This window comes from Actinophytocola sp., from assembly GCF_036378875.1.
Taxonomy (GTDB): domain Bacteria; phylum Actinomycetota; class Actinomycetes; order Mycobacteriales; family Pseudonocardiaceae; genus Actinophytocola.
Genome location: NZ_DASUVO010000045.1, coordinates 85,233 through 107,738 on the forward strand (window position 1 = coordinate 85,233; position 22,506 = coordinate 107,738).

General features: G+C 68.6%; 24 protein-coding genes. 11 read left to right on the top strand and 13 right to left on the bottom strand.

The features are described 5' to 3' along the window. Positions 1-127: 127 nt before the first annotated feature. Positions 128-736 carry a GPO family capsid scaffolding protein gene (locus VF106_RS12010; RefSeq protein ID WP_330839723.1) on the bottom strand — a complete coding sequence of 203 codons (609 nt, stop codon included), beginning with the start codon at positions 734-736 and terminating at the stop codon, positions 128-130. A 171-nt stretch (positions 737-907) separates the two neighbouring features. Here VF106_RS12010 and hsaA point away from each other — a divergent pair, with 171 nt between their 5' ends. Genes hsaA through VF106_RS12035 form a run of 5 tightly spaced genes read left to right on the top strand, consistent with a single transcriptional unit; the run spans position 908 to position 5,199 of the window. After that, a complete protein-coding gene (hsaA, locus tag VF106_RS12015; protein WP_330839724.1) occupies positions 908-2,071 on the top strand; it encodes a 3-hydroxy-9,10-secoandrosta-1,3,5(10)-triene-9,17-dione monooxygenase oxygenase subunit in 1,164 nt (387 codons plus the stop codon). After that, on the top strand, positions 2,062-2,886 hold the full coding sequence (hsaD, locus tag VF106_RS12020; RefSeq protein WP_330839725.1) for a 4,5:9,10-diseco-3-hydroxy-5,9,17-trioxoandrosta-1(10),2-diene-4-oate hydrolase: 825 nt from the start codon (positions 2,062-2,064) through the stop codon (positions 2,884-2,886). Before hsaA ends, hsaD begins: the two co-directional genes overlap by 10 nt. Before the next feature lies 1 nt (position 2,887). Further along, on the top strand, positions 2,888-3,793 hold the full coding sequence (hsaC, locus tag VF106_RS12025; RefSeq protein WP_330839726.1) for an iron-dependent extradiol dioxygenase HsaC: 906 nt from the start codon (positions 2,888-2,890) through the stop codon (positions 3,791-3,793). Next, on the top strand, positions 3,790-4,326 hold the full coding sequence (gene hsaB / locus VF106_RS12030; protein ID WP_330839727.1) for a 3-hydroxy-9,10-secoandrosta-1,3,5(10)-triene-9,17-dione monooxygenase reductase subunit: 537 nt from the start codon (positions 3,790-3,792) through the stop codon (positions 4,324-4,326). Before hsaC ends, hsaB begins: the two co-directional genes overlap by 4 nt. A 9-nt stretch (positions 4,327-4,335) precedes the next feature. Continuing rightward, complete coding sequence (locus VF106_RS12035) at positions 4,336-5,199, top strand: alpha/beta fold hydrolase (RefSeq protein ID WP_330839728.1); 864 nt, start codon at positions 4,336-4,338, stop codon at positions 5,197-5,199. Here VF106_RS12035 and VF106_RS12040 read toward each other — a convergent pair. The 3 genes from VF106_RS12040 to VF106_RS12050 all read right to left on the bottom strand — a co-directional run bounded on the left by VF106_RS12040 (position 5,196) and on the right by VF106_RS12050 (position 7,509). Continuing rightward, positions 5,196-5,939, bottom strand: a complete 744-nt coding sequence (locus tag VF106_RS12040) for a hypothetical protein (protein WP_330839729.1) — start codon at positions 5,937-5,939, stop codon at positions 5,196-5,198. The genes VF106_RS12035 and VF106_RS12040 overlap by 4 nt on opposite strands. Further along, on the bottom strand, positions 5,936-6,463 hold the full coding sequence (locus VF106_RS12045; protein ID WP_330839730.1) for a SigE family RNA polymerase sigma factor: 528 nt from the start codon (positions 6,461-6,463) through the stop codon (positions 5,936-5,938). The genes VF106_RS12040 and VF106_RS12045 overlap by 4 nt, the downstream gene beginning before the upstream one ends. A gap of 89 nt (positions 6,464-6,552) precedes the next feature. Further along, positions 6,553-7,509, bottom strand: coding sequence for an acyl-CoA dehydrogenase family protein (locus VF106_RS12050; RefSeq protein ID WP_330839731.1), 957 nt, complete (start codon positions 7,507-7,509; stop codon positions 6,553-6,555). A gap of 113 nt (positions 7,510-7,622) precedes the next feature. On the opposite strand from VF106_RS12050, the gene VF106_RS12055 reads away from it, so the two are divergent. Next, entirely contained in the window at positions 7,623-9,176 is a 1,554-nt protein-coding gene (locus tag VF106_RS12055) for a serine/threonine-protein kinase (protein WP_330839732.1), read from the top strand. Here VF106_RS12055 and VF106_RS12060 read toward each other — a convergent pair. Genes VF106_RS12060 through VF106_RS12070 form a run of 3 tightly spaced genes read right to left on the bottom strand, consistent with a single transcriptional unit; the run spans position 9,169 to position 12,000 of the window. After that, positions 9,169-10,041 (bottom strand): acyl-CoA dehydrogenase family protein, encoded by an 873-nt coding sequence (locus VF106_RS12060; RefSeq protein ID WP_330839733.1) that lies wholly within the window; start codon positions 10,039-10,041, stop codon positions 9,169-9,171. The genes VF106_RS12055 and VF106_RS12060 overlap by 8 nt on opposite strands. Continuing rightward, positions 10,038-11,168 (bottom strand): acyl-CoA dehydrogenase family protein, encoded by a 1,131-nt coding sequence (locus VF106_RS12065; RefSeq protein ID WP_330839734.1) that lies wholly within the window; start codon positions 11,166-11,168, stop codon positions 10,038-10,040. The genes VF106_RS12060 and VF106_RS12065 overlap by 4 nt, the downstream gene beginning before the upstream one ends. Then, positions 11,158-12,000, bottom strand: coding sequence for an enoyl-CoA hydratase (locus VF106_RS12070; protein WP_330839735.1), 843 nt, complete (start codon positions 11,998-12,000; stop codon positions 11,158-11,160). The genes VF106_RS12065 and VF106_RS12070 overlap by 11 nt, the downstream gene beginning before the upstream one ends. A 42-nt stretch (positions 12,001-12,042) precedes the next feature. Here VF106_RS12070 and VF106_RS12075 point away from each other — a divergent pair, with 42 nt between their 5' ends. The 3 genes from VF106_RS12075 to VF106_RS12085 are packed head-to-tail and all read left to right on the top strand — an operon-like array spanning position 12,043 to position 15,326. Continuing rightward, a complete protein-coding gene (locus VF106_RS12075) occupies positions 12,043-13,179 on the top strand; it encodes an acyl-CoA dehydrogenase family protein (RefSeq protein ID WP_330839736.1) in 1,137 nt (378 codons plus the stop codon). After that, complete coding sequence (locus VF106_RS12080; RefSeq protein WP_330839737.1) at positions 13,176-13,919, top strand: SDR family oxidoreductase; 744 nt, start codon at positions 13,176-13,178, stop codon at positions 13,917-13,919. The genes VF106_RS12075 and VF106_RS12080 overlap by 4 nt, the downstream gene beginning before the upstream one ends. A gap of 39 nt (positions 13,920-13,958) precedes the next feature. Further along, positions 13,959-15,326: a WS/DGAT/MGAT family O-acyltransferase gene (locus tag VF106_RS12085; RefSeq protein ID WP_330839738.1), complete on the top strand. Its 1,368-nt coding sequence runs from the start codon at positions 13,959-13,961 to the stop codon at positions 15,324-15,326. On the opposite strand, the gene VF106_RS12090 is transcribed toward VF106_RS12085, so the two are convergent. From VF106_RS12090 to VF106_RS12110, 5 genes are read right to left on the bottom strand one after another with little or no spacing between them, the layout of a single operon-like run. Beyond that, positions 15,323-16,363 (bottom strand): NAD(P)H-dependent flavin oxidoreductase, encoded by a 1,041-nt coding sequence (locus tag VF106_RS12090; RefSeq protein ID WP_330839739.1) that lies wholly within the window; start codon positions 16,361-16,363, stop codon positions 15,323-15,325. The two genes, VF106_RS12085 and VF106_RS12090, sit on opposite strands and share 4 nt — an antisense overlap. Further along, positions 16,363-17,040 carry a CoA-transferase subunit beta gene (locus tag VF106_RS12095; protein ID WP_330839740.1) on the bottom strand — a complete coding sequence of 226 codons (678 nt, stop codon included), beginning with the start codon at positions 17,038-17,040 and terminating at the stop codon, positions 16,363-16,365. Before VF106_RS12095 ends, VF106_RS12090 begins: the two co-directional genes overlap by 1 nt. Continuing rightward, positions 17,037-17,864, bottom strand: coding sequence for a CoA transferase subunit A (locus VF106_RS12100; RefSeq protein WP_330839741.1), 828 nt, complete (start codon positions 17,862-17,864; stop codon positions 17,037-17,039). Before VF106_RS12100 ends, VF106_RS12095 begins: the two co-directional genes overlap by 4 nt. Continuing rightward, positions 17,861-18,601, bottom strand: a complete 741-nt coding sequence (locus tag VF106_RS12105; protein ID WP_330839742.1) for an enoyl-CoA hydratase family protein — start codon at positions 18,599-18,601, stop codon at positions 17,861-17,863. The genes VF106_RS12100 and VF106_RS12105 overlap by 4 nt, the downstream gene beginning before the upstream one ends. A 1-nt stretch (position 18,602) precedes the next feature. Continuing rightward, positions 18,603-19,721 (bottom strand): steroid 3-ketoacyl-CoA thiolase, encoded by a 1,119-nt coding sequence (locus VF106_RS12110; protein WP_330839743.1) that lies wholly within the window; start codon positions 19,719-19,721, stop codon positions 18,603-18,605. A gap of 109 nt (positions 19,722-19,830) precedes the next feature. On the opposite strand from VF106_RS12110, the gene VF106_RS12115 reads away from it, so the two are divergent. Further along, on the top strand, positions 19,831-21,057 hold the full coding sequence (locus VF106_RS12115) for a cytochrome P450 (protein WP_330839744.1): 1,227 nt from the start codon (positions 19,831-19,833) through the stop codon (positions 21,055-21,057). A gap of 230 nt (positions 21,058-21,287) precedes the next feature. Here VF106_RS12115 and VF106_RS12120 read toward each other — a convergent pair whose 3' ends face one another. Beyond that, positions 21,288-21,764 (bottom strand): MarR family transcriptional regulator, encoded by a 477-nt coding sequence (locus VF106_RS12120; RefSeq protein ID WP_330839745.1) that lies wholly within the window; start codon positions 21,762-21,764, stop codon positions 21,288-21,290. A gap of 58 nt (positions 21,765-21,822) precedes the next feature. Between VF106_RS12120 and VF106_RS12125 the strand changes: the two genes are divergently transcribed. After that, the gene (locus VF106_RS12125) at positions 21,823-22,458 is read left to right on the top strand and encodes an NAD(P)-dependent oxidoreductase (protein ID WP_330839746.1); all 636 of its coding nucleotides are present in this window, start codon (positions 21,823-21,825) and stop codon (positions 22,456-22,458) included. Positions 22,459-22,506 lie beyond the last annotated feature (48 nt).

A 22,506-nucleotide genomic window follows, 5' to 3' on the forward strand; every position in this document is an offset into this window, starting at 1 on the left:
CTGACGTTCTGCCGCTTGTGCGACCCCGCCGGCCCTCACCGTCGTGCTGAGGTTGGCTTCCTTCTCGAGTTCCAACATGACAACACGACCACGAAGATCGTCGAGTTGCTCGCGAAGCCGGTCGAGGTTACTCATCGGCGCCACCCGATCGCGTCTCCTCGTCCGGCTCGCCGAGATGCCTGGTCAGCAACTCCGTGATCTGTTCCTGCCCCCGGTGGAGCAACTCGAATTTCTTCTCGACCTCGGAGAAGCCGTCGCGCATCTCGCCTTCGAGCTTGTCGAAGCGCTTGTCGACCTTGTCGAAGTGCTTGTCGACCTTGGCGAACTGCTCATCCACCTTGGTGAACCGCTTGTCGACCTTGGCGAACTGCTCATCCACCTTGGTGAACCGCTCGTTGACCTTGGCGAACTGCTCATCCACCTTGGCGAACTGCTCATCCACCTTGGCGAACTGCTCGTCGACCTTGGCGAACTGCTTGTCGACCTTGGCGAAGCGGTTGTCGACGTTGGCGAAGCCGTTGCGCATCTCGCTTTTGACTTCGGCAAAGCCGGTCCGCATCTCCGCCTCGACCCTGGCGAGTTTCTTGCCATGGTCGACCTGGTCCGCCCTGATCGCGTTGATCGTGCCGGTGTGGCCCCTGAACACTGCTTGCATGTCCGAAACTTCCTTCTCCGCCTTGGCGGCCAGGAAGCGCGCCTCGGCTATCTCGGCTTCGAGGCGTGTTGGCTGGCTCATGTAGTTAACCCCTTTCGCTGTGGAGCGGTTGGGGCACAGACTGCACCACGGGACCGACGATCGCCAAAAGTTATCCACAGGTACGACCGAGTTATCCACAGGGCGTCTACGTCTCTGTTTAGGACCAACGGTTGCGTCGACAAAAACGAGAACGTGTTCTAGTCTGGGGCTGTGAGTCAACAGGTGCTTGACGGTGTGCGTGACCTTCTTCCGACCTTCCGGGAGCGCGCGCAGGACACCGAGGACGCGCGGCGGATCTCCGACGAGTCGATCAAGGCTCTGCAGCTGGCCGGCTTCTTCAAGCTGTTGCAGCCAACCCGGTACGGCGGTCTCGAGGCGCATCCCAACGACTTCTACCGCGCGGTGCGCTTGATCGCCTCCGCCTGCGGGTCCACCGGGTGGGTCTCCGCCGTGCTCGGGTGCCATCCCTGGCAGCTCGCGCTCTTCGACGACCGGGCCCAGCACGAGGTCTGGGGCGAGGACGACGACACGCGCGTCTCCTCCAGCTACGCGCCGATGGGGCGGGCCAAGGCGGTCGACGGCGGGTTCGAGTTCTCCGGCCGCTGGAGCTTCTCCTCCGGCTGCGACCACGCCACCTGGGTCTTCCTCGGCGGGCTGGTCGTGAACGACGAGGGCGCGCCCATCGACTTCCGGACGTTCCTGCTGCCCCGGTCCGACTACCAGATCGACGACGTCTGGGACACCATCGGCCTGCGGGGCACCGGCAGCAACGACATCATCGTCGACAAGGTGTTCGTGCCCGAGTACCGCACGCTCAGCTTCATGGACACCGGGCGGTGCTACGGGCCGGGCCAGGAGGTCAACACCGGACCGCTCTACAAGCTGCCGTTCGCGTCCGTGTTCTCCTGCTCGATCTCGGTGCCGGTCGTCGGGATGGCGACGGGCGCCTACGAGGCGTACGTCAACTACACCAAGGAGCGGGTGCGGGCCTCGACGGGCGGCAAGGCCGCGGACGACTCGTTCAACCAGCTCCGCATCGCCGAGGCGGCCAGCAAGATCGACACGGCCGTGCTGCAGATCGAGCGCAACCTCGACCAGGAGATGAAGCACGTGACCGCGGGCGAGAAGGTCCCGTTCCCGCTGCGCGTGCAGACCCGGCGCGACCAGGTGAACGCCACCAGCGCCGCGATCGCCGCCGTGGACCGGCTCTTCGAGAGCGCTGGCGGGCGGGCGCTCAAGGTCGGCACGCCGATCCAGCGCTTCTGGCGCGACGCGCACGCCGGCCGGGTGCACGCCATCAACGACCCGGAGAAGGCCCTCGTCATGTACGGGCAGCAGCAACTCGGGCTGAAGGTGCAGGACGCGTGGATCTGACCGAGGACACCAAGGTCGGCCTCCACTACTACGAGGCCGGTGACGGCGAGCCCGTCGTCATGTTGCACGGCGGCGGGCCCGGTGCCTCGGCGTGGAGCAACTTCGGGCGCAACCTCGAGGTGTTCGCGGCGAGGTTCCGGACGCTGATCGTCGACCAGCCCGGGTTCGGCGGCTCCGACAAGTCGGCGGTCACCAGCCAGTACTTCACGTTCTCGGCCGACGCGTTGCTGAAGCTGCTCGACGAGGTCGGTGTCGAACGCGCGCATCTCGTCGGCAACTCGCTCGGCGGCGGCACCGCGGTGCGGTTCGCGTTGCGTTATCCCGACCGCGCCGGCCGGCTCGTGCTCATGGCGCCGGGTGGCCTGGGGCTCAACGTCTTCGCGCCGGACCCGACCGAGGGCGTCAAGCGGCTCTACCAGTTCGCGGCGCCGCCAGGGCCGTCCAAGGAGAAGCTCGCCGCCTTCCTCCGCACGCTGGTGTACGACCAGTCGCTCGTCACCGACGAGTTGGTGGAGGAACGGTTCGCGGCTGCCAGCGACCCGGACACGTTGCGCGCCATGGCATCCATGGGCGCCTCGTTCGCGAGCGACCCCGAGGAAGGCATGCTGTACCGTGAGGCGCACCGCCTGCGTCAGCGCGTCCTGCTCGTCTGGGGACGTGAGGACCGGGTCAACCCGCTCGACGGCGCTCTCGTTGCCCTCAAAGTGATCCCGCGTGCGCAGCTGCACGTGTTCGGCCGGTGTGGACACTGGGCGCAGCTGGAGAAGTTCGCCGAGTTCAACCGGCTCGCCATGGACTTCCTCGAAGGAGCATGACATGGGCATCCGTTCCCTCGGCTACCTGCGCATCGAGGCCACGGACATCGAGGCGTGGCGCGTGTACGGGCTCAAGGTCCTCGGCATGGTCGAGGGCAAGGGCGGCCGCGACGACGCGCTCTACCTTCGCATGGACGACTTCCCCGCCCGCCTCGTCATCCTGCCCGGCGAGTCCGACCGGCTCGCCGCGGCCGGCTGGGAGGTGGCGAACGTCGCCGAGCTGGGCGAGGTCTGCGGCCGCCTCGAAGCCGCAGGCGTGCCGTACAAGGAAGGCAGCAAGGAGGAACGCGCGGACCGGCGCGTCGACCAGCTGATCACGTTCGAGGACCCGTCCGGTAACACGCTCGAGGTCTTCCACGGCGCGGCGCTGGAACACCGGCGTGTGGTCAGTCCCTACGGCCACCGGTTCGTCACCGGCGAGCAGGGACTCGGCCACGTTGTACTGTCCACACGGGACGACGCCGAGGCACTGGCCTTCTACCGTGACGTACTCGGCTTCCGGTTGCGGGACTCGATGCGCCTGCCGCCACAGCTCGTGGGCCGCCCGGCCGACGGCGATCCCGCGTGGCTGCGGTTCTTCGGCTGCAACCCCCGCCACCACAGCCTCGCGTTCCTGCCGATGCCGACCCCGTCCGGGATCGTGCACCTGATGGTCGAGGTGGAGAACACCGACGACGTCGGCCTGTGCCACGACCGCGCGCTGCGCCGCAAGGTGCCCATGTCCGCGACGCTTGGCCGGCACGTCAACGACCTGATGCTGTCGTTCTACATGAAGACACCCGGCGGCTTCGACGTCGAGTTCGGCTGCGAAGGCCGGCAGGTCGAGGACGAGTCGTGGATCGCCAGGGAGAGCACCGCGGTTTCCTTGTGGGGACACGACTTCTCCATCGGTGCCCGTCCGCAATGATCACCCAGGCGCGGTTCCGCCAGGCGCTCGGCAACTTCTGCACGGGCGTCACGGTCGTGACCGCGATGCGGGACGAGGAGCCCGTCGGGTTCGCGTGCCAGTCGTTCGCCGCGCTCTCGCTCGACCCGCCGCTGGTGTTGTTCTGCCCGGGGAAGAACGCGCGCACGTGGCCGCACATCCAGGCGTACGGCCACTTCTGCGTGAACGTCCTCAGCCATTCCCAACAGGACGTGTCCGCGACGTTCGGCAAGGCGGGCGCGGACAAGTTCTCCTCCGTGCCGTGGGCACCCGCCCCGTCCGGCGCCCCGATCCTCGCGGGCGCGTTGACCTGGCTGGACTGCGCGGTCGAGGACGTACACGAGGGTGGCGACCACTACATCGTCACCGGCCGCGTCACCACACTCGGCGACCAACGCGACGACCGGCCACTGCTGTTCCACCGCGGCGCGTACACGGTCACCGAACGCGCGGAACCGACGCCGGGCATCCTCGACAACCTCATCACCTGGTCCCAGGGCGACGACTGGATCTAGTGTGTGCGGGTGGACTTCGACGAGATCGTGGTCAGGACCGACCGACTCGACTTCCCCGCGCTCGCCGCAGGTGACGGACCGGTTGTCGTGTGCTGGCACGGGTTTCCGGACCATCCGCTGACCTTCGCGCAGCTCGCCGAGCATCTCGTGGCGGCCGGGCGGCGCGTGGTCATGCCGTTCCTGCGTGGTTTCCACCCGAACACCATCGATGACCTGACGTACTCGGACGGCATCACGCTCGCGGCCGACGCGGCGGCGGTGGCGGCCGCGCTGGGCGGCACGGTGGACATGATCGGCCACGACATCGGCGCCGGCATGGTCGCGCGCGTGGCGGCGGCCTGGCCGGAGCGGCTGAACCGCGGCGTGACGCTCGCGATCCCGCCGCCTCCGACGCTGGCGACGACCCTGTGGGACCCGGCGCAGCAGCAGCGACTGTTCTACCTGTTCCTGTTCGCCGTCGAGGGCGTCGCGGAAGCCGTGCTGCGCAAGGACCGCGCGTTGATCGACCACCTCTGGTCGACGTGGTCCCCGAGCCTGCGGCTCGACGACGCGTACCGGACCTGGATCCACAAGATGTACGGCGACGAGAAGTACATCGCGAACGTCCTGAAGATCTACCGAGCGAACTTCGACCCGACCCGGATGGACCCGGCGCTGGCGGAGTACGCGACCCGCACGGAAGCGCCGGCGTCGAAACCGTTGCTGGTACTGGGCGGCGCTGAGGACGGCTGCATCGACCCGAAGTTCTTCGCCAGCGCCCACGAAGCGCTCGCGCCCGGGTCCGAAGTGGAGGTCCTGCCCGGCGTCGGGCACTTCCTCCACCTCGAACAACCCGGAACGGTCGCGGCTCGCGTCCTGGACTGGTTCGCCTAGTAGTCGAACGCCGTCGCCCACTTCACCAGCTCTTCGAGGGTCAGGGGCGGGCTGGTACGGCCGTCCTGCCAGGTCACCGCCAACTCGATTTGGGTGTTGTCCGGTCGAAGTGCGTGGATCTGCTGCAGGTGTCCTGGCGAGGCCACCCCAGCGGTGTCCGCGTCCGTCAGTACCCGCGTGCCGTCAGACAGGGTCCACTCGTCGCAGTCGGGCGCTCCCACGCACGAGTCGAACGGCCACGTCTTGATGTCCTTGACGGTGAGATAGACCAGGAGGGCGCCCTCGGCATCCTGGTAGTAGCCCATGGCGGAGCAAGAGTCCGAGGGAGGTCCTGACGGGCCCATGGTCGGTCTACTATCGGGGAATTCAATCGGCTGCGGCGGCGCCTCGAGACTGCAGGCGAAGACGAGCGGTTCGGGGTAGCGCGTGGTCCCGTCGTATGGCGGCGCGGGTTTCGCCTCCCACCCGGCCGGAATCACGTCGGGCAGCGCGGCGGTCAGCTGTGCGGTGAGCCGCTGGGAGGGGAGCTCGGGTTGTTCGGCGACCTCGTTGCTTGGTCGGTCGGCGTTCGAAGTCACCGCGAGCCCGCCGATCGCCACCACCGCGAGGAAGGCGGCCGCCGTGGTGCGGCGGTTGCGGGTGCGTGCCCGCGCGCGGGCGATCACGGCGTGCGAGTCGATGGGGGCGGGGTCCGCTTCGTCGGCCAGCAGTGCCAGCCCTTGGGCGATGTCGTCGGTCATGACCGCAACTCCTGGAGGGTCTCGGTGCCCAGTGCGGCACGCAGGGCGGCGAGGCCGCGCGCGGACTGGCTCTTCACGTTTCCTTCTGAGCACCGCAGGATGGCCGCGGCTTCGGTCACGGAATGCTGTGACCAGTAGCGCAGGACCACCGCGGCGCGTTGGCGCGCGGGGAGCCGTGCGAGTGCGTCGCGGAGAACCTCCGTCAGGTGCGCGGCCCCGGTGGGGTCGGTGGCCGGCGCCGGTTGGTCGGGGACGACACCGTCCCGCGACTCGGCGCGTCGCCAAGGCCGGCGTCGTTCGTTCAGCCAGCACCGGAGCAGCGCCTTCCTGGCGTAACTGTCGGCGGTGTCCTTGTCCCGCACCTTCGGCCACGCTCCGTACAGCCTGATGTAGCAGGTCTGTACCAGGTCGTTGGCGAGGTGCTGGTCACCGCAGAGCAAGTACGCCAGTCGTGTCAACGACGCGGTCGACCGCGCCACGAACACGTGGAAGCTCTCGTCGTCGTCCTCGCGTCTCGTGCTCATACCCTCCACACACGTAACCGTCGGGATCGGTTGCATGTGTCATCAGCTCGGGCAGGGCCGCCTCGCGCCCTCGCCAAAGACCGGCGACCTCAGCGCACTCCCGAAAGAGCCTCTAGTCGGCCCACGTGGTCGCGGGGCGAGCCGAACAGGTGCGCGTTGCCGTGTGCCCGCTTGAAGTACAGGTGCGCGTCGTGCTCCCACGTGATCGCGATGCCGCCGTGCAGCTGGATCATCTCGCCGGCCACCGAGGTGAACGCCTCCGTGCACCACACCGCCGCGGTCGCCGCCGTCGAGGCCAGGTCGGCACCGGTCACCACCGCGGAGGCGGCCGCCGACGCCGCCGACTCGGCCGTCTCCACCAGCACGTGCATGTCGGCCATCCGGTGCTTCAGTGCCTGGAACGAGCCGATGGGCCGGCCGAACTGGGTCCGCTGCTTCGCGTACTCCACGGTCAGCTCCAGGCAGCGGGTCGCCGCACCCGCCGATTCCGCGGCCACAGCGGCACACGCCACGTCCCGCACCCATGCCATGTCCGGCACGCCGAGGAAGTCTCCGGAACCGGTTGCGGACACCGTGGCCAACCTGCGTGTCGGATCCATGGTCCCGTGCGGTGTGATGTTCGCCTCGTTCGGCGGCACCGCGTAGAGACCGTCCTCGCGTGGCACCAGGAAAACGTCCGCGATCTGGGCGTTCAGCGCGTACGGGCCCCACACCAGCGACGGGATCACCGAGCCGTCGGCGACCCCGGAGAGCAGTGAGCCGGCGCCGGCCGACAGCAGCGCCGCTGACGCCACGACGGTGCCGAGCAGTGGTCCCGGTGTCAGGAACCGGCCGAGTTCCGCCAGTACCACACGGGTTTCCAGGAACGACGCGCCGAGACCACCGTGTTCCTCGGGGATCCAGAGCGCGGCGACCCCGAGGTCGCACAGCCGGGCCCACAGTTTCTCGTCGTAGCCGGACGGGGATGCCATGGCCTCGCGCGTGTTCGACTCACGACCGAGCAGAGTCCGAACGGTTTCCCGCAGTGCGTCCTGCTCGTCACTCACCCGCCAATTCAACCAAACAGTTGCTTGGTTTGCCTAGGACGTACCTCGATCAGGTGTATTCGATATCCTCTGGGTCCAGGTCGGGACCTGGTACGAACCAACCTGAGGAGTTCTTGGTCATCGAGAAGGGTGCACTGGTCGCTGGCCGGTATCGGTTGATCGAAGAAGTCGGCAGCGGCGCGATGGGCGTCGTGTGGAAGGCGCAGGACGAACGGCTTGGCCGTGTCGTCGCGATCAAGCGACTCGTAGTCCGCTACGGGCTGTCCGACACGATGACCGAAGAGGTACGCAGACGCGCGATGCGGGAGGCCCGGATCGCGGCGCGTCTGCAGCATCGCAACGCCATCGCGCTGTTCGACGTCGCCGAGGACAAGGGCGACCCGATACTGGTCATGGAGTTCCTGCCGTCCAAGAGTCTTTCGGTGGTGCTCTCCGAACGTGGCACGCTCCCGCCCCATGAGGCCGCGGAGATCGGCGCCCAGGTCGCGGAGGCCATCGCCGCCGCGCATGCCGTCGGCATCGCACACCGCGACATCAAGCCGGGCAACATCCTGCTGTCCGAGAACGGCACCGTCAAGATCACCGACTTCGGTATCTCCCGTGCGCTCGACGACGGCACCGTGACCACACAGACCGGCATGCTCGCCGGCACCCCGGCCTACCTCGCCCCCGAGATCGCCAGGGGCGACAACTCGACGCGCGCCTCCGACGTGTTCTCCCTCGGCTCGACGCTCTACCACGCCATCGAGGGCCGACCGCCGTTCGGCACGAACTCCAACCCGCTGGCCCTGCTGCACGCCGTCGCGTCCGGCAACGTGCCGCCACCGCGCAACGCCGGCGCGCTCGAACCCACGCTGATGAGCCTCATGCGGGTCGAACCGGGCGAGCGGCCGAGCATGAAGCAGGCGGCGGAAGCCCTCGCCGCCGCGGCCACGGTGGTCATGCCGGTGCCGCCCGCCGCGTCGGGTCCCAAGACCCCGCCGAAGGCGGCGATCTCCGTGCCGGCGCTGCTGCCCGTCCCGCCGCAGCCCACCGCCGCCCTACCGAAGCCGCAAACACAGCCGCAGCCGACCCAGTCCGGGCCGTCCAAGCGGAACATGGTGATCGTCGGCATGGTCGCGCTGGTGGTGCTGGCCGGCACCCTGGTCACGGTGCTGCTCCTGAACAGCGGCGACAAGACCAACGCCGACAACAACGCCCAGGGCAACGACACCACCACGACCCAGCAGGCCGGGTCACCGCCGAGCGATGGCGGCGGCAGTAACCCTCCCACGACGAAGACATCGCCGGCGCAGGACGACAGCAGCGCTTCCGCGGCTCCGTCCCAGGTCGCGCCGCCCGCCGGCACCCAGATCCCGTTCACCACCGCCGGGCTGTTCCTGCTCGACTACTACAGCAGCAACAAGAGCCTGGGAGAACGCTGGGCCATGCTGTCCCCGTACGCACAGGCGTCTTTCGGCAGCCAGGACGAGTTCAACCGGTACTGGTCCGAGTTCACCCAGGTCAGCTCGGAGAACGCTAAGGGCGTCACGCCGAACGCCGACGGCTCGCTGAACGTGCCGTGCGACGTCACCTACACCACGGCCGCTGGACCGCAGGTCCAGCACAAGGTGGTCCGCGTCACCATGATCGGTGACCAGCTGAAGATCGACTCCGAGGCTAAGTGATCGCGTCGAGCACGCGGCGCCGGTGGAAGGTCTGCGTGCCCCATGCGGACCGCAACGCGCGGACCTTGAGCAGCCACAACGAAAGGTCGTGCTCCTGCGTGAACCCGACCGCGCCGTGGACCTGCAGTGCCGCCCGCGCGGCGAGGTAGGCGGCGTCCGCGGCGGCCACCCTGGCGGCCGACACGTCCTCCGCGGTGCCCGTGACCGCCGCCGCGTGCACGAGCGGGCGGGCGAACTCGAGCGCCACCAGCACGTCCGCCAGGTGGTGCTTGACCGCCTGGAACTCGCCGATCGCACGCCCGAACTGCCGCCGCTGCGTCACGTATGTCGCAGACTGTTCCAGGAGTCCCCGCCCCAGCCCGATCAACTGGGCCGCCTGGCAGAGCACGCCGAGGTCCAGGACCTCTGTGGGCGGCCCGACCGGCTCACCGCTGCGGACCTCGAACAACCGGCGGGCCGGGTCGACCGACGTGTGCTGGGCGACGATCTCCGCCTGGTAGACGCCGTCGTCGAGGAGCACGAACGGGGTGGCGACGTCCGCGTCGAGCGCGTAGGGCACATCCGGTGGCAGCGCAACGGTCGCCAGTTCGGCGTCGAGCCCGAGGACCGGTGCCACCGCGTACGACTCGATCAGTGGCCCTGGCACGGCGTGCCGACCGAGTTCCTCGAACACCACGGCCAGCTCGACCGGGTACTCGGCCAGCTCGCCTGCACCGATCTTGGCCAGTCCCTTGAAGAGGTCGAGCCCGGCCGCGTGCTCCCCGGCCGCCCACGCGCGGGTCGCCGCTGGCACGTTCGCGTCCGACAGCAACGCATGCACACTCGCGGCCAACTCGCGCTGCTCGGCACCCAACGTGAACTTCATCGGCCACCCCTCGGCAGGCCGAGCAGCCGCTCGGCGACGACGTTGCGCTGGATCTCGTTGGTACCGGCGTAGATGGGCCCGGCCAATGAGAACAGGTAGCCGGACTGCCACGCGCCGGCCAATTCACCCTCCGCGCCCAGCAGGTCGATTGCGGTCTCGTGCAGCGCCACGTCCAGCTCCGACCAGAACACCTTGTTGATGCTCGACTCCGCGCCCAGCGTGCCGCCCTCGTTCAGGCGGCTGACCGTGCCGAGCGTGTACAGCCGGTACGCCCGCGCGCCGATCCACGCGTCGACCACGCGGTCCGCGATCTTGGGGTCCGGGTTCGACTGCCACAGCTCGACCAGCCGTTCCGCTGCCGCCACGAACCGGCCGGGGCTGCGGAGCGTCAGCCCACGCTCGTTGCTGGCCGTGCTCATCGCGACCCGCCAGCCGTCGCCCGGCTCGCCGATCACGTCCTCGTCCGGCACGAACACGTCGTCGAGGAAGATCTCCGCGAAGCCCGGCACGCCGTCGAGCTGTCCGATCGGCCGGACGGTCACACCGTCGGCCTTGAGATCGAACATCACGTAGGTGAGGCCACGATGCCGTTCCGCGGCCGGGTCACTGCGGAACAGTCCGAACGCGCGGTCGGCGTGGCTCGCGCGGGAGCTCCACGTCTTCTGTCCGTTGAGGAGCCAGCCCCCGTCGGTTTTCGTGGCCCTGCTGCGCACACCCGCCAGGTCGCTGCCGGCCTCCGGTTCCGACCACGCCTGCGCCCAGATGTCGTCGGCGCGGGACATGCGGGGGAGGACGCGCTGTTTCTGTTCCTCCGTGCCGAACGCCATCAGTGTCGAACCGAGCAGTGCGATGCCGTTGGCGGAGACGCGGGCCGGCGCGCCCGCCGCGTAGTACTCGTCCTCGAACACCACCCACTGCAGCAGGCTCGCGTCGCGCCCGCCGAACTCGTGCGGCCAGGTCACTGTGGACAGTCGCGCCTCGGCGAGCGTGCGTTCCCACTCGCGGTGGGGCTCGAAGCCCTCGTCGGTGTCCATGGGCGGCAACGGTTTCACCGGCACGTGCGCGGCGAGCCAGTCGCGCACCTCGTCACGGAACTCGATGGTCGCGGCGTCCAGGTCAAGATCCACTGGCGGCATCCCTCATCGATCGGGCGTCCATGCCGGCGAGCGAGTCCTTCTCGGTCTCGGCGTTGTGGGCGTGGGCGAAGTGGTGCAGGCCGAAGACGGAGTCCATGCCGTTCCGCAGGCCCATCTGGTCCTCGGCCTGGTTGACGGCCCGCTTGGTGAGCGCGAGCCCGAAGCGGGGCATGGCCGCGATCGTCTCCGCCATCTCGTAGGTCTTTTTCGACAACTCGTCACGGGGCACGACCCGGTTGACCATGCCGTTCTCCTTGGCCCATGCCGCGTCGAACCGCCCGCCGGTGAACAGGAACTCCTTGGCCGCGCGCGGACCCAGCACCCACGGGTGCGCGAAGTACTCGACGCCCGGGATGCCCATGCGGACGACCGGGTCCGAGAAGAACGCGTCCTCCGAGGCCACGATCAGGTCGCACACCCAGGCCAGCATGAGCCCGCCCGCGATGCACGCGCCCTGCACCATGGCGATCGTGGGCTTCGGGATCTCCCGCCACCGCCGGCACATGCCCAGGTAGACCTCCATCTCCCTGGCGTACCGGTTGTCGCCGCCCGGCTTGCCGACGTGGTCCCACCACATGACGGCCTTGCGCTCGAACGACTGGTCCACGTCCCGGCCCGGGGTGCCGATGTCGTGCCCGGCCGAGAAGTGCTTGCCGGCACCCGCGAGGACGATGACCTTGACCCCGTCGTCGTCGACGGCGCGGGTGAACGCGGCGTCGAGCGCGTAGGTCATGGCGGAGTTCTGGGCGTTGCGGTACTCGGGGCGGTTCATGGTCACCGTCGCCACTGGACCGGTGACCTCGTACTGAACGACGTCGGTCACGTTGCCTCCTACCAAAGCAATTGCTTGGTAGGCTAACACCCCATGACGGCCCTTGAGGAGTTCCGCGCAACGGTGCGGGAATGGTTGGCCGACAACCTGTCCGGCGACTTCGCCGCGCTCCGCGGGCTCGGCGGGCCCGGTCGAGAGCACGAGGCCTTCGACGAGCGCATCGAGTGGGACCGGCATCTCGCGGCGGCGGGTTGGACGTGCCTCGGGTGGCCGGAGGAGTACGGCGGCCGTGACGCGTCGGTCGAGGAGCGGGTGGTGTTCCACGAGGAGTACGCGCGGGCGGAGGCGCCGGCACGGGTTAGTCACCTCGGCGAGGAACTGCTCGGCCCGACGTTGATCGCGCTCGGCACGGACGCGCAGCGGGCCCGGTTCCTGCCGCCGATCAGGCGGGTCGAGGAACTGTGGTGCCAGGGCTACTCGGAGCCGGGTGCCGGGTCGGACCTCGCCTCGGTGTCGACGTCGGCGGTGCTGAACGACGGCGAGTTTGTGATCACGGGGCAGAAGGTGTGGACCTCGCTCGCCCACGTGGCCCAGTGGTGTTTCGCGGTGGTCAGGACGACGCCGGGAGCCAAACGGCATGCCGGGTTGTCGTACCTGCTCGTGCCCATGGACCAACCGGGCGTGTCGGTACGTCCCATTGAGCAACTGACCGGTGGGTCGGAGTTCAACGAGGTGTTCTTCGACGGTGCCCGCACCACCGCCGACCTGGTGGTTGGCGAGGTCGGCGGCGGCTGGCAGGTCGCGATGGCCACGCTGGCGTTCGAACGCGGCGTCGCCACGCTGGGTTTGCAGGTCGGGTTCCGTCGCGAGCTGGAGGCGCTGGTGTCGCTCGCGCGGGACACCGGGGTGCTCGACGACCCGGTCATCCGGGAGAAGCTGACCAGGGCGCGGATCGGGTTGGACGTGATGCGTTGGCACGCGCTGCGCACGATCGACGGCGAGGGCGCGTCGGTCACCAAGCTGGTATGGGCGAACTGGCACCGCGGACTGGGTGAGCTGGCGATGGAGGTGCTGGGCGCGGCGGGCATGGTGACTGACGGCGACCTCTCGGAGTGGCAGCGACTGTTCCTGTTCAGCCGGTCCGACACGATCTACGGCGGCTCCAACGAGATCCAGCGCAACATCATCGCCGAGCGGGTGCTCGGTCTGCCGAGGGAGGCCAGGGCATGAAGGCCCACGATCTGTTGCGGGACAAGGTGGTCGTGGTGACGGCCGCGGCTGGCACCGGCATAGGCTCCGCTGTGGCTCGCCGGTGCGTCGAGGAGGGCGCGCGGGTCGTGGTGAGCGACTGGCACGAGCGCCGGCTCGAGAAGACCGCCGCCGAGTTGGGCGTCCACCCGATCGTGTGCGACGTGACCGACGAGGAGCAGGTCCAGGCGCTGATCGACGGCACGGTCGCGGAGTACGGCCGGCTGGACGTGATGATCAACAACGCGGGCCTCGGCGGCACCCGGTCCGTTCTGGACATGCCCGACGACGAGTGGTTCCGCGTCGTGGACGTAACGTTGCACGGGACGTTTCGGTGCACGCGTGCCGCGCTGAAGCAGATGGTCGCGCAGGGCGACGGCGGCGCCGTGGTCAACAACGCGTCGGTGGTCGGCTGGCGTGCGCAGGAGGGCCAGGCCCACTACGCGGCCGCCAAGGCGGGTGTCATGGCGTTCACCCGGTGCGCGGCCATGGACGTGGCCACGCACGGGATCCGCGTGAACGCGGTGGCCCCGAGCCTCGCGATGCACCCACACCTCGCAAAGGTGACGAGCGAGGAGCTTCTACGCGACCTGACCGCCCGTGAGGCGTTCGGTCGCGCGGCGGAACCGTGGGAGGTCGCGAACGTGATGGTGTTCCTCGCGAGCGACTACTCCTCCTACCTGACGGGTGAGGTCATTTCGGTGAGCAGCCAGCACCCGTAGGTTGGGCATGCGCACTAAGGTGCGATCAGGAGGTCCACGATGCCCATCATGCCGGTGACGGATTCGATGTTCCTGCTCGCGGAGTCGCGTGAGCACCCCATGCACGTCGGCGGTCTGCAGCTGTTCGAGCTGCCGGAGGGCGCGGGTCCCGACTACGTCAACGACTTCCACAAACAGCTGCTGTCGCTCGCGGACGTCCGCCCGCTCTTCCGGCGCCGTCCGCGCGGGCCGGTCGGGACCGTCGGCCAGTTCGCGTGGGTCAACGACGATCACCTCGACCTCGAGCACCACGTGCGACTGTCCGGCCTGCCCCGCCCCGGCCGGGTGCGTGAGCTGCTGGAGCTGACCTCCCGTCTGCACGGCTACCTACTCGACCGTCATCGTCCTCTGTGGGAGTTCACGATGATGGACGGCTTGCAGGGCAACCGTTTCGCGACGTACACGAAGGTCCATCACAGCCTGCTGGACGGCGTGTCGGCGCTGCGGCTCATGCAGGCGTCGCTGTCAGAGGACCCGTCGGACATGACTGTGCGTCCACCGTGGTCACCGCGCGTGCGGACCGACGTGTTCGACACCAAGCGCGAGGACGACGGGTTCGACCCGGTCCGTGCGGTCACCGAGTTCCTCAACGAGATCCGTGGTGCCGGGTCGGCCGCGACCAGGGTCGTGAACGAGGTGTTCCGGGAGCAGTCCGCCACGCTGTCGTTCCAGGCGCCGCGGTCGATGTTCAACGTGGCGATCACCGGTGCCCGCCGGTTCGCCGCGCAGGGCTGGCCGCTCGACCGCATCAAGGCGGTCGTGAGGGCCGCCGGGGTGACGCTGAACGACGTCATGCTCGCCATGTGTTCCGGCGCCCTCCGCAAGTACCTGCTGGATCTCGGCGCTCTGCCGGACCGGCCGCTGGTGGCGGCGATTCCGATGTCGCTGCGCGCCGGCGAGGGCTTCGGCGGTAACGCCATCGGGTTGATCCTGTGCAACCTGGCCACGACCGAGGCGGACGCGGGTGATCGCCTGGCGGCCATCCACGACTCGATGCTCAAGGGCAAGCAGTTCTACCACGGCATGAGCCGGCTGCAGATCCTCGCGCTGTCCGCGGTGCCGTTGATTCCGCTGGGTATCGGGATGATCCCGGGGATGGTCAAGGTCGCGCCGCCCGCGTTCAACGTCCTGATCTCGAACGTGCCAGGGCCGCGCAAGCCGCTGTACTGGAACGGCGCCCGGATGCAGGGCGTGTACCCACTGTCCATTCCGTACGAGGGGCAGGCGCTGAACATCACGGTCACCAGCTATGCCGGCAGCCTGGAGTTCGGGCTCACGGGTTGCCGCGGCACGGTGCCGCACCTGCAGCGTCTGCTCGGCCTGTTGGACGAGTCGCTGGAGGAGCTGGAGAAGGCGGTGTCCTACTAGGACAGCTTGCGGAGGATGGCCTCGGCGTCGGTGACGATGCCGGTGATCAGCTCCGCGCACGTCGGCAGGTCCTTCAGCGCGCCGGCGACCTGACCCGATGCCAGCACGCCCGCGTCGGTGTTGCCGTTGACGAGTCCTTCGCGCAGCAGCATCGGCGTGTTCGCGGCCATGATCAGTTGTGACCACGTGACCTTGTGGTTGTGCCGCATGGCAAGGCCCTCGCGGATCATGCCCCGCCAGGACAGGTTCGTCAGGCTTCGGAACCGCGCCGCGTTTCCGACGGCCCGCAGGAGCCCACGTGCGCGGCCGCTGATTTCCAGTGCTGCCACCAAATCCGTGCGCAGCACCCGGTGCGGCATGCCGTCCACCCTGGTCGTGACCACCGTGTCGGTCAGGCCGCTCGCCAGGTACGCGTCCTTGACCGCCTGCGGCACCGTGCTTTCCTGGGTGAGCAGGAACCTCGTGCCCATGCCGATTCCCGCCGCGCCGTACGCCAGAGCCGCGGCCAGACCCCGGCCGTCGAAGAAGCCGCCCGCCGCGATCACCGGGATGTCGACCGCGTCGACCACCGAGGGCAGCAACACCGTCGTCGCCACCTGTCCGGTGTGGCCACCGCCTTCGCCGCCCTGCACCATCACCGCGTCCACGCCCCAGCCGGCGACCTTCTCGGCGTGCCGAACCGCGCCGATGGACGGGATCACCACCACACCCGCGTCCTTCAACCGCGCGATGAGTTCCTTCGACGGCGCCAGCGCGAACGACGCCACCCGGACACCGGTCCTGATCAGCAGTTCGGCCCGGTCCTTCGCGTCCACGGCGTCCGCGCGCAGGTTGACCCCGAACGGCGCCTCGGTGCGGGAACGGACCTCGGCGATCGCGGTTTCCAGCTCCTCGTAGGTCATCGTGGCCGACGCGAGGATGCCGAGGCCGCCCGCGTTCGCGACCGCCGACACCAGCCGGGGCCCGGCCACCCAGCCCATGCCGGTCTGCACCACCGGGTGGCGGACTCCGACGAGCCTCGTCAGCGCGGTGTCCATCACGCGTTCCGCGCGCCGGTCGGGTCGAGCTTCGCGATCAGTGCCAGCTCCTCCTCGCTCGGGGACCTGGTCACCGGCGGGTCCTCCGCGTGCAGGGGAAACCCGGTCTGCTCAACGACTTCGTCCAACGTGACGCCGGGATGCAGTGACACGACGCGCATCGCGTGGGACGGGCCGCCGAAGTCCAGCACGCACAGGTTGGTCACCACGCGGTACACGTGTCCGCCACGGTCGCGACCGACACCGGAGATCATGTCCACGGCCGGTACGAACACCCTCGGCGAGTGTTTCGGCACCCAGTAGCTCGTCCGATGGTTGATGGTGTTCCCCGGTGCACCCCGGACACCGAGCAGCTGCCGCTTCGGAGTCGCGTGTGGACCGATGCAGGAGATGTTCTGGTTGCCGTACCGGTCGAGCTGGTTGGCGCCCATGACGACGTGTCGCCGGCCGTGCGCGACCACGTCGAACACCGCGCGGTACGGCAGCCACCCTTCGGCGACACCGTCCGCCGTCAGCAACGTGGCCTCCCCGTCGGACAGCAGCAGGTCCGGCTCGAACGTCGACCGCGCGAGCTTCGCGCCGAGCTGTGGTACCAACCCCATGGGGCTGGCCACGATCTCACCGTCACCGCGGAACAGTTCGGCGCAGGCGACCACGCAGACATCGATGGTGCTCATGCCACCGCCTTCTGGTATGTGGCCTCGTCCCCGCTCAGGTATTTGTCGACAAAGGACTCCCAGTCCGCCGACGCGTACTCCTTCTGGAACGCCTCGTCCCGACCGTAGTCGCCCGCGCAGCTGGTGAAGTGCGCGCCACGTGGGGTTTCCACCACGCCGTCGACCATCATCCGGTTCAGCAGCAGCGTTTGCGGCGGTCCGGCAGCTGCCAGCTCCGCCGTGTCCATGATGGACTCGCAGGACACGTACCGTTTGGTGGCGGCCAGGCAGAACAGGTCGTCGAAGTACGGGTCGGGGCCGAGGTAGCGCGCGTTGCCGTGCCGGTCCGCGCGGTTGAGGTGCACGAGCGCCGCGTCCAGGTGCAGCGCCGGCACCGCCAGCAGCTCCGCGCCGTCCTCGTAGGGCGAGCGGATGGTCTTCAGCGTCGGGTCGTAGGTCACCACGTCCGAACCGAGCCCGGCGCGCATGGGCAGGAACGGCAACCGGTGTGCCGCGGCGCGGAGTCCGGTCTGGAACATGCCCTCGTCCCACTCCCGGACCGTGATGGCACCCGACTCGCGCGCCTTCCGGAAGTACGGGTCGTACGGGATCGAGTCCAGCGTGACGAACCCGAACACGGCCGTCCGGACCTTGCCGGCCGCGCACAGCAGCCCGAGGTCCGGGCCGCCGTAGGAGACGACCGTGAGGTCCTTCAACGACGAGCGCAGGATCGCGCGTACCAGCGCCATCGGCTTGCGCCGGGACCCCCAGCCGCCGATGCCGATGGTCATCCCGTCAGACAGCGTGGAGACCACTTCTTCAGCGGTCATCCGCTTGTCTCTCACTTACCCTCCAGGAACCTTTGCCGGGCCTCATCAGACGCTCCGGTCAGGTTGAGCTCGAACGTGAAACCCTGCTCGTAACGGTAGCTGCGGTGCACGTCCTGCGGGTCGATGCCGTTGATCGCCTTCTTCGCCGCTCGGATCACCCTGGTGTCCTTGGCGGCGATCTGCTTCGCGACCTCCAGCGCGGCGCCCTCCAGTTCGGCGGGCGGCACCACCCGGTACACCGAGCCGAAGTGGTGCAGCTGTTCGGCCGTGACGGTCGACGCCGTGTAGTACATGGCACGCATCAGGTGTTGCGGCACGAGCCGCGACAGGTGTGTGGCCGCGCCGAGTGCGCCTCTGTCCACTTCGGGCAGTCCGAACGTCGCGTCGTCGCTCGCCACCACCACGTCCGCGTTGCCGACCAACCCGACGCCACCGCCGAGGCAGAACCCCTGCACGGCCACGATGACCGGCACCTCGCAGTCGTACACCGCGCCGAACGCCGCGTAGCAACCCCTGTTGGCGCCGACCAGCGCGCCGTGGCCCTTCTGCTGGATCTCCTTGATGTCCACGCCCGCGTTGAACCCGCGACCGGCCGCCCTGAGCACGACGACGTGGGTGCCGGGGTCGCGACCGGCGTTCGTGACCGCGTCCGCCAGAGCGAACCAGCCGGCCACCGGCAGCGCGTTGACCGGTGGGTAGTCCACCGTCACCACGACCACACCGGGCTCGGCCTCGGTTACCTCGATGCTCATCTCACACTCGCTCGATGATCGTGCCCGTCGACAGCGCGCCGCCCGCGCACATCGTGATCAGGGCGGTCGACGCGTCGCGGCGCTCCAGCTCGTGCAGGACGGTGGTGACGAGCCGGGTGCCCGTGCTGCCGACCGGGTGGCCGATGGCGATCGCGCCGCCGTTCACGTTGACCAGGTCTGGATCGGGCTGGTGCACCGCCATCCACGACAACGCCACCGAAGCGAACGCCTCGTTGACCTCGAACAGGTCCAGGTCGCCGATCTTCATGCCGCTCCGCGCGAGCAGCCGCTCGGTCGCCTGGACGGGGCCGTCGAGGTGGTAGTAGGGCTCGCCGCCGACCAGGCACTGGGTGACGATCCGCGCGCGCGGCGCGATCCCCAACGCCTGTGCTTTCGCCTCGTCCATGAGCAGCACGGCGGACGCCCCGTCGGAGATCTGCGACGACGTGCCCGCCGTGTGTAGCCCGTCCTCGAGCACGGGCTTCAGCTTTGCCAGCGCGTCCATACTGGTCTCACGCAGTCCCTGGTCCCGGGTCGCGTCACCGACGGCCACGACTTCGCGGTCGAAGTGGCCGGCGTCCCAGGCCTTGCGCGCCTTCTGCTGGGACAGCGCGCCGAACCGGTCCAGGTCCTCTCGGGACAGTCCACGGCGGACGGCGATCCGCTCGGCGCCGCCGAACTGGTTGGGCAGGTCGATGTCCCACGAGTCGGGCCTCGGCTTGCCGACGTCCACGCCCATGTTGCTGCGCAACGGCACGCGGCTCATCGACTCGACGCCGCACGCGATGCCCACGTCGATGGCGCCGGCCGTGATCTGCGCCGCGATCAGGTGCATGGCCTGCTGTGCCGAGCCGCACTGCGCGTCGAGGGTCAGGCAGCCGGTCTGGTACGGCAGCCCGGCATGCAGCCAGGCGGTGCGGGTGACGTTGTTGGACTGCTCGCCGGCCTGTGTGACGCACCCGCCGAACACCTGCTCGACCAGTGCGGGGTCGACGCCGGCGCGGTCAACCACGGCACGCTGGGCGACCCCCAGCAGTTCGGCGGGGTGCCAGCCGGACAGCGCACCGCCACGCTTGCCGATGGGAGTGCGTGCGGCCGCGACGATCACCGGGTTACCCATGCCCACCAAACTAGAACGCGTTACCTACCGAAGCAAGCGGTCGCTTGGTTTCTGCTCGGGAGGTGTGCTTGAATCGAGGTAGAACGTGTTCCATGTTTGGGAGGTTGCAATGACCGCACCTCGGATCCCGGCTGGCTTCGACTTCACCGACCCGGACCTGCTGGAGCAGCGTGTCCCGGTCGAGGAGTTCGCCGAGCTCCGCCGCACCGCGCCGGTGTGGTGGAACGCCCAGCCGCACAACATCGCGGGGTTCCAGGACGACGGCTACTGGGTCGTCAGCCGGCACGCGGAGGTCAAGGAGGTCTCGCGCAACAGCGACGTCTTCTCGGCCGAGGAGAACACGGCCATCATCCGCTTCGGCCCGGACATGACCCGGGAGAAGATCGAAGCCCAACGGCTCATCATGCTCAACATCGACCCGCCGAAGCACTCCAAGGTGCGCGGTATCGTCTCCCGCGGCTTCACCCCGAAGGCGATCAACAGCCTGAAGGACAACCTCGCCGCGCGCGCCGAACAGATCGTCAAGGACGCCAAGGAGCACGGCGGAGGGGACTTCGTCACCCAGGTCGCGTCCGAGCTGCCGCTGCAGGCGATCGCCGAGCTGCTCGGCGTCCCGCAGGACGACCGGCACAAGGTGTTCCACTGGTCCAACCAGATGGCCGCCTACGACGACCCCGAGTACTCGACCGACCCCGAGGCGGCGTCCGTCGAACTGCTCGGCTACGCGTGGAACATGGCCGAGGAACGGCGCAAGTGCCCGGCTGACGACATCGTCACCAAGCTGATCAATGCCGAGATCGAGGGTTCGGCCCTGGCCTCCGACGAGTTCGGCTTCTTCGTGCTCATGCTGTCGGTGGCCGGCAACGAGACCACCCGCAACTCCATCAGCCACGGGATGAACGCGTTCTTCAACAACCCGGAGCAGTGGGAGCTGTACAAGGCGGAACGTCCGTCGACCGCGGTCGACGAGATCGTCCGCTGGGCCACCCCGGTGATGTCCTTCCAGCGCACGGCCCTGCAGGACACCGAGCTGGGCGGCGCCCAGATCAAGAAGGGCGACCGGGTCGGCATGTTCTACGCCTCGGCGAACTTCGACACCGACGTCTTCGACGACCCGTACACGTTCGACATCACCCGCGACCCGAACCCCCACCTCGGCTTCGGCGGCACGGGCCCGCACTACTGCGTCGGCGTGAACCTGGCCCGCCTCCAGATCGGCCTGATCTTCGACGCGATCGCCGACCACATGCCCAACATCAAGAAGGCAGGCGAACCCCGCCGCCTCCGCTCCGGCTGGCTGAACGGCATCAAGGAACTACAGGTCACCTACGCCTAACCCCCGCGAGTCCAACGCCCCAGACCCGCGTGTCCAACACAGTGGACCCCTGAGTTCAACAAAAACGGCTAACGCCAGTAGCCGCGTTTGTCGAACTCACCGGTCCGGATTGTTGGACACGCGGGTCTCTGGTGTTGGACACGCGATGTTGTGGACGGCTGGGGCCTCGCGCGCCGGAACTGTCGGTGCTCCGTGAGATGCTGGAGACGGGGGCCGGAGGCCGGGCCTCGTCATGGTTCGTCCAGGTTTCTGGTTTCTGAGTTGCCTGCTTCTGCTGCGCGGGTCAGGAAGTCGGCGATCACCCGTAGTTCGTCGTCGGTGTAGTTGGCGCACAGGTCGTCCAGGGCCTGGTTCATGCCGCTGTACAGGGTGAGGATCTCGCGGACGCGGTCGCGGCGGACGTGGAGTACCAGGCTGCGCCGGTCGTCCGGGTCGCGTTCACGGGTCACCCAGCCGCCCTTCTCGAGGCGATCGAGCACGCCGGTCATCGTCGCCGGGTGCAGTGCCGTGTGTCGGGCCAGCGTGGACGGGCCCATCGGCCCCAGTCGTGCGATCACCTCCAGCAGGTCCAGGTCTCCCTCGCGGAGCTGGAGACGGCCCGTGACTCGCCGGTTGAGCAGCGCCAGCTCTGTTCTCAGGCTCCGTACCGCGTCTTTGACGGTCGTGACGAGCCTGCGCCGCCCGCGCCCTTGTGCTACGTTTGTCATATAGTACGATTTCCATATCATATGTAGTGCGTACAGAAATATAACCTGGGAGGACATCGTGAAGCTCGCGGTCTTCGGTGCGACAGGTGGCGTCGGCACCCAGCTGGTGAAGCTCGCCCTGGAACAAGGCCACACGGTCACGGCGATCGTGCGGAACCCGGCCCGGTTCAGCCTGCCGAGCCATCCGGCATTACATCTGGTGACAGTGCCGGATCTCGCCGACACCGAACGTGTCCAGGCTGCCATCTCGGGCAGTGACGCCGCGCTATCTGGCGTCGGGCCTAGCGGCTTCCGGGACGTCCATGCCGCGTCGGTGCCCACCCGGCACATCCTCACCGCGCTCCGGGGTGCCGGTGTCGAGCGGTTCGTCGCCGTCAGTGCCGCGCCGATCGGGCCAAGACCGGACGGTGAGGGTCTGCTCGGCCGGTTCATGTTCGCCGCGATACGCAAGATCGCGTCCGGCATCTACGACGACCTCGCCGTGATGGAGCGGGACATCGCGGCCACAGATCTCAAGTGGACGGTCGTGCGACCGCCCCAGCTCACCAACGATCCGCTTGGCGAGTACCGGACCGCGTTCGGCACCAACGTGCGGAACGGGCACAAGGCGTCCCGTGCTGAGGTCGCCCACGCCATGCTCGCGCTCCTCGCCGACGACCGCTCGATCCGCCAGGGGGTCGGCGTCGCACGCTGACCGCTGCCCGAAGGTGCGGTCGCCGCGACCCTTTCTGCCGTCCGCATG

Bases quoted from the DNA above. Each gene is read 5' to 3' on its own strand.
- VF106_RS12110 (WP_330839743.1), bottom strand. From the start codon at position 19,721: ATGGGTAACCCGGTGATCGTCGCGGCCGCACGCACTCCCATCGGCAAG.
- hsaB (WP_330839727.1), top strand. From the start codon at position 3,790: ATGATCACCCAGGCGCGGTTCCGCCAGGCGCTCGGCAACTTCTGCACG.
- VF106_RS12095 (WP_330839740.1), bottom strand. From the start codon at position 17,040: ATGAGCACCATCGATGTCTGCGTGGTCGCCTGCGCCGAACTGTTCCGC.
- VF106_RS12085 (WP_330839738.1), top strand. From the start codon at position 13,959: ATGCCCATCATGCCGGTGACGGATTCGATGTTCCTGCTCGCGGAGTCG.
- hsaC (WP_330839726.1), top strand. From the start codon at position 2,888: ATGGGCATCCGTTCCCTCGGCTACCTGCGCATCGAGGCCACGGACATC.
- VF106_RS12090 (WP_330839739.1), bottom strand. From the start codon at position 16,363: ATGGACACCGCGCTGACGAGGCTCGTCGGAGTCCGCCACCCGGTGGTG.
- VF106_RS12120 (WP_330839745.1), bottom strand. From the start codon at position 21,764: ATGACAAACGTAGCACAAGGGCGCGGGCGGCGCAGGCTCGTCACGACC.
- VF106_RS12010 (WP_330839723.1), bottom strand. From the start codon at position 736: ATGAGCCAGCCAACACGCCTCGAAGCCGAGATAGCCGAGGCGCGCTTC.
- VF106_RS12105 (WP_330839742.1), bottom strand. From the start codon at position 18,601: ATGAGCATCGAGGTAACCGAGGCCGAGCCCGGTGTGGTCGTGGTGACG.
- VF106_RS12075 (WP_330839736.1), top strand. From the start codon at position 12,043: ATGACGGCCCTTGAGGAGTTCCGCGCAACGGTGCGGGAATGGTTGGCC.
- VF106_RS12045 (WP_330839730.1), bottom strand. From the start codon at position 6,463: ATGAGCACGAGACGCGAGGACGACGACGAGAGCTTCCACGTGTTCGTG.
- VF106_RS12060 (WP_330839733.1), bottom strand. From the start codon at position 10,041: ATGAAGTTCACGTTGGGTGCCGAGCAGCGCGAGTTGGCCGCGAGTGTG.
- VF106_RS12080 (WP_330839737.1), top strand. From the start codon at position 13,176: ATGAAGGCCCACGATCTGTTGCGGGACAAGGTGGTCGTGGTGACGGCC.
- VF106_RS12115 (WP_330839744.1), top strand. From the start codon at position 19,831: ATGACCGCACCTCGGATCCCGGCTGGCTTCGACTTCACCGACCCGGAC.
- VF106_RS12040 (WP_330839729.1), bottom strand. From the start codon at position 5,939: ATGACCGACGACATCGCCCAAGGGCTGGCACTGCTGGCCGACGAAGCG.